The 5,885-nt window shown below is 48.1% G+C and carries 4 protein-coding genes; 1 reads left to right on the forward strand and 3 read right to left on the reverse strand.

From position 1 onward, the window contains the following. From JTI98_RS18720 to pcaB, 3 genes are all read right to left on the reverse strand, one after another. Positions 1-1,685, reverse strand: a 1,685-nt coding sequence (locus JTI98_RS18720) for a hypothetical protein (protein WP_216082267.1), incomplete at its 3' end; no start/stop codon positions are given. Between the two features lie 449 nt (positions 1,686-2,134). Further along, entirely contained in the window at positions 2,135-3,556 is a 1,422-nt protein-coding gene (locus JTI98_RS18725) for a DASS family sodium-coupled anion symporter (RefSeq protein WP_216081654.1), read from the reverse strand. 33 nt (positions 3,557-3,589) lie between these two features. Then, on the reverse strand, positions 3,590-4,942 hold the full coding sequence (gene pcaB, locus JTI98_RS18730) for a 3-carboxy-cis,cis-muconate cycloisomerase (RefSeq protein ID WP_058587833.1): 1,353 nt from the start codon (positions 4,940-4,942) through the stop codon (positions 3,590-3,592). Between the two features lie 202 nt (positions 4,943-5,144). Here pcaB and JTI98_RS18735 point away from each other — a divergent pair, with 202 nt between their 5' ends. Continuing rightward, entirely contained in the window at positions 5,145-5,879 is a 735-nt protein-coding gene (locus JTI98_RS18735) for a GntR family transcriptional regulator (protein ID WP_044267982.1), read from the forward strand. The last annotated feature ends 6 nt before the right edge of the window (positions 5,880-5,885 follow it).

The following is a 5,885-nucleotide window of genomic DNA, read 5'->3' on the forward strand; positions in this document are numbered from 1 at the left end:
GCCAAACATAAACCTGCGCCAATACCTCCACTTTCTGATGTAATCAACCCCAAAACCCACGTACACGCTGCCCTCCCCATAATGCCTCCGACAGTACCGCCAGCAACACTTGCTGTTTGTTTTCCTCCGAATTTACTATACTCCGTTATCGCTGCTTTTCTACATTCGCTTTCTCGCCCCTTCGCGCAAGCGTCATACACGGTTGTTGTATAGCTGGCAAAGTCAAGGCCAATACCAATAAAGCCTGTTGTTCTCATTATTTTCATCAGCTTGGCAGATTTTTCTATATAGCTTGCATAACCTTCAATATCTTTCACCCCTGTTTGATCCCACTTATGCATAATGGATTTTGTGGATAAACCCAATGCTTGTTTTATTTGTTCGTATTGTTTTAAATTCAATTGTTCTTTTGAAAATTTATTCAAAATACCATCTAACTTTTTAAATAACCTTTCTCGCTGACCAAAAAATTCCTCTCCAGAAATCCGGCCAGAATTTTGGCTATATGTTTTTTTATAAAGTTCCTGAATTTCGTTTAGTGTTTTATTTATTTCTTCATAATAACCCCCACCAGCATCCTTTATGTAACCTAAGATATCTCCGCTTTGTCCTAAAGCATCACTATATAAATTAGATGAGAATATATCTATTGAGGTTCTGTTTTCATACAGTAATTTAGCTTCCTCATTAGTCAGAGGTTCAAGTGCTTTATCAATTTTATCCCTTGCTATTTGTACTTGCGCAATTTTTTCAGGTGACCTGGATAGTGGGTCAGCAACAACTAAGATTGAACCGGGCTTTTTCTTTTTTTCTGGATTCAACTGATGATATAACTCTTTTACTCCTGTTGGTGGATTAACCATTAAATCATATTCATATGATTTGGGTGTCGTCAATTCTGGTACTACGCAAAAACCCGGTTCAACTGATTGTCTCGACTCTGTAATTTTTCTTGTTGCGGGAGCCAGAGGCGTGGAATTTTGAGACCTGTTTGCGGATTCATAACTTGCTAAAATATAATTATCATATCTGTATGTAATATTTAAATGGGGTATAAATCGACAATGGCAAGGACATGTACCTCTGCTATGCGCTGAACCAGCTAGTAAACATATAATTTCTGTCTTGTATTGAGACATATCATGCCCCATTGTTAAGTAATGATTATATAATTCATGACTTATTCTGGTTCGGAATGGGAAACCAGATGTTCGACGTGAAAAACCATCTTCTTTTTCATCATTAACAATTATTTTTTTCTTAAGGTTTATCGTTCCCCCCGCTCTTCCGAGAAATCTGTTATGTTCAAAGCCAAATCCGTTTTCAAAATTCCGAAGAGAATCGGGGTTTCTCCGGTGCAAAAATTTTTCCTCATTGAGCCGCTTTATCGATACTGATGGAGGTTCTACTTTTCGCCCTTCCGAATCCATATCTCTATCCCAGGAACTTGCGTTAGTCCGACGAAATAAATTTCCCCCTCTTTCAATCCATGAGCCTTTAGGTACACCACCTTTAATCTCATATTTTTGACCATTAACCCCGCATATGTATTCATCCATTTCATATACTATTTCCATGCCATCAAGAATATAGCTCTCTTTACTCTTTAATATATAACCACCACAACTCGTTCGATCTCCTGGTGCTAATAAAAACCCTTCAAAGCGCTTATTAAAGGCTCTCATGATTAAATTCCTCGCATTAAATGGAAAAGTTTAATATCAGACTATATTTATTGATTTTATTGTGATGTAACTTGCAAATTCCAAAAAAAACCTGAATCCTCACATAGAAGATTCAGGATGTGAATGTGAAGCGAATAATTTATTTATTCAGTGAGTCAATACTCTTGTTCCTTTCAATTTTCGATCTAATCTCAGTCACACTATCATTTGTTAGCAAAATTTGTATTGTTTTCTCTCATTTTTATGTTGCCTCACGCGTTTAACGATATAATCATATCTATCATATTTTTTTACCTCTGCTTTATTTACATGCGGATTAATAATATCTTTCTTATTTTCAGTAAAATAAACATTTCTGGTAATGTTTTAAAAGCCCCTCTTATATCATGCTTTGAAAATATGCTCACAGGCCTAATAAGCGCAGCGCCACCAGGCAACTGCGCTATGACTTAATAGTAACCCAGCAGCTTCCACCACAGCATGCCAACCGCGAAAATGATAATGACGTTGAAGGTCACCACACACAGGTTGATTCGGTAAAACCGTGGTCGCTCGAAATAACCTTGCGCAAAGTAGATAGGGCCGGGTCCTCCGCCGTACTCGGTGTTCCCCCACATCAGGTTACTGAAGATACCGAAGCAGATAGCCACCATCATCGGCGGTGCGCCGGCGGCAATCGCCGTGGCGGCAAATGGTGCGTACAACGCGGCAACGTGCCCCGTGGCAGTGGCAAACAGATAGTGGACGTAGATGTACAAGACACCGAGCACGATAAAGGCTTCCATCGCTCCGAATCCCTGAATCCCGCTACCCAACTTCACCGTCATCCATTTGATGAATCCCAGATCCGCCAGACCCGTCGCCAGGCTGATGATCACGCTGAACCAGATCACCGTGTCCCACGCCGCATGGTCATTGAGGAGACTTTTCCAACTGACGGCCCCGGTCGCAAACAAATAAGCGGCTAGCCCCAGCCCGACCGATGTCGCCGAGATCCCGGTAATCAGACTGGTTCCCCAGCCGACAAGCGCCAGCACAAACCCTACGGCCACTTTTTTCTCATTACTGCTCATGACACCCAGTTCGCCCAGCGACTGTTTACCCATCGCTTTGGCTTCCGGTGTATGCTTCAGTTCCGGATCCAGCAGCTTATAGACCAGCAGCGGCATCAGGCAAAAACAGACCATCGCTGGAACGACGGCAGAAATAAACCAGCCGCCCCAGGTGATCTCCAGACCCAGCGTGGATTTTGCCAGGCTTGCCACCAGCGGGTTTGCCGCCATACCGGTTAAAAATATCGCCCCGGTGATCGGCGTAAACTGAAAGCAAACCATCGTCAAGAAATCGCCAATCCGCTTGCCAGTCGCGCCAGGCGCCGAACCGAGTACGTCGTTGATTGAGCGAGCGATCGGGAAAATAATCCCGCCAGACCGCGCCGTCACCGACGGCATCGCCGGGGCCATAATCAGGTCAGAAACACCGAGCGAATAGGCAATTCCCAGACAGCTTCCGCCAAACAGCGACAGCATTTTATAGGCAATACGTTTTCCCAGTCCGGAGGTCACAAACCCCAGCGAGAGCACGTAGGCGCAGAAAATCAACCATACCGTGCCAGAGGCAAAGCCTGACAGTGCCTTCGCCTCAGTCAACGTTTTGCTGAAGATCACCACGCAAAGCGCAATCAGCATAACCGCCCCCGAAGGGAGCGGCTGGGTCAGGATTGCCGCAATGGTGGCGGCAAAAATCGCAAACATATGCCAGGCCGCCGGGGTTAACCCTTCAGGAACGGGAATAAACCAAATGACGGCACCGATTACCAGCGGGATCAGAAATGAGAGAAGTTTCTTGCCCATGACAAAATTCGTAGACATAGCGCTATCCTTATTGCGTTAGCACAATCATGTTCATTTCCGTGACTGATATTTGGCCAGCACCTGATCGACCATTTCCGGCGCCATTCCCAGATAATTTGCCGGATCGGTCAGTTGGTTAATCAGTTGCGGATCCAGTCGTTGTGCCACTGTCGGCATAGCGTTCAGTACGTCGGCCAAGTGACCGCCCTTCTCGTTGACGATACGACAGGCGTCATAGACGACATCATGGGCATCCTGGCGGCCGATGTACGGAGCCAGCCCCATCATCACCGCTTCTGCCACAATCAGGCCGTTGGTCATCCCAAGATTGCGCAACATTGCCGCTTCATCGACCTCCAGTCCTGCCAGCATAAAGTTGGCCTGATGCAGCGCCCCTGCGCTCAGGACGAAACTTTCCGGGATCGCAATCCATTCCGCGTGCCACGGTCCGGTGGCGCGTTCCAGATCCTGAACCATCGCATCCAGCATCAGCCCGGCCTGTTGACGAACGCCTTTCGCGCAGGCCAGCATCAGTTCGCTTGAGATAGGGTTGCGTTTTTGCGGCATCGTGCTGCTCGCACCGCGCCCTTTTACGAACGGTTCATACAGCTCGCCAAACTCATTCGACGCCATCAGCATCACGTCATAAGCAATCTTCCCTAGCGAACCAGTGATAACCGCCAGCAGGTTCACCGCCTCGGCGAAGCCGTCGCGCGCTACGTGCCACGTGGAGGTTGGGACGTTAAGACCTAACTCTTCCATCAATGCTTTTTGTACCGACAATCCTTTATCACCCAGCGATGCCAGCGTTCCGGCGGCCCCGGCAAATTCGCCGACCAGCACGCGCGGACGCGCCTGTTGCAGCCGCTCAGCGTGGCGTTCAAACATGTCCAGCCAGATGGCAGCTTTATAACCAAACGTCACCGGTAGCGCCTGCTGTAAATGGGTGCGACCGGCCATCGGCGTATCCCGATAGCGCAGCGCCAGGTCAGCCAGCGTTGCCCGTAACCGGTTCATGTCCGCCTCGATCAGTTCAAAGGCATCACGGATTTGCAGTACCACCGCCGTGTCCATAATATCCTGCGTCGTCGCCCCCCAGTGCACATAGCCGCCAGACTCTCCGGCTTGCTTTGAAATCTGGTGCACAAGCGGCAGGATCGGATAACCGACGATTTCTGTCTCATGACGTAACAAATCGAAATCCAGCGTATCGGCATTGCATTTCTCAGCGATCTCTTTGGCTGCCGCTTCCGGGATCACTCCGCAACGCGCCTGCGCTTTGGCGAGCGCCACCTCCACTTCGACATACTTGCGAATAAGTTCGTAGTCATCAAACACGGCGCGCATTGCGGGTGTACCAAAAGAATCTCTAAATAAAACAGAATCCATTACATTCGAAGCCATAAATCCCCCGGTTCAATCTGATAATGATAAGATGAGCGTCTGACCCGGTTTACGACGCAACCGGGCCAACAAAAATGTCCGAACATATATAAATGTCCGTACATTTTAAATGTACGGACATTTATAATAATCATGACGAATCCAGGGAATAGCCCGTAGTCATTTCTGTGACTGTGATCATTAATTATTTGACGAAACTGCGATGAAAGAATCTCTGTACAAACGGATAGCCCGTGAACTGGCTCATCAAATCTCGACGGGAACTTACTCGCCCGGTTCACTGTTTCCGACAGAAATGGAACTGTGCGAAACCTGGCAAGTGAGTCGTCACACCATGCGCGAAGCGCTGAGGGAATTAACGGAACAGGGGTTGATTTCGCGACGTAAAGGCGCTGGCACGCGCGTATGCGAACCGCAGGCGAGCGGGGTTAACCATCCGTTGTCACATCTGGAAGATCTGCTGCTGTTGGCGAAAAACAACCTGCGGGTGATTAAGAAGATCGATGAGATTGTAGCGGATATTGAGCTTTCCCAACTGATAGATTGCCCGCCCGGTTCACGCTGGCTACATATCGCCAGTATTCGTGAGGATGCGCAAAACCCGGATGCGCCTATTTGCTGGACGGACAGTTACGCCAGCACCGATTATTCCAGGCTACGCGCGTTCATCCGCGACGATCCGCACTCGCTGATTAGCGATCTGATCGAAACGCACTACGGAATTAAGAGTCACGAAGTGCATCAGACGATCACCGCCGTTGGCGTACCGAAGAAAATCGCCAAGATACTGAATGTCGAGCCCGACTCTCCGGGGATGCGCATCGTACGGCGCTATCGGGATCGTGACGGGAAAGTGTTCGAGACCACGATTTCAATTCACCCGGCGGGACGGTATACCTGTTCTATTGTGTTGAAATCGCAGAATGCGGGGGAGTGAGGGGGC

The organism is Citrobacter sp. MGH 55 (assembly GCF_016906145.1).
Classification (GTDB): Bacteria; Pseudomonadota; Gammaproteobacteria; order Enterobacterales; family Enterobacteriaceae; genus Citrobacter_A; species Citrobacter_A amalonaticus.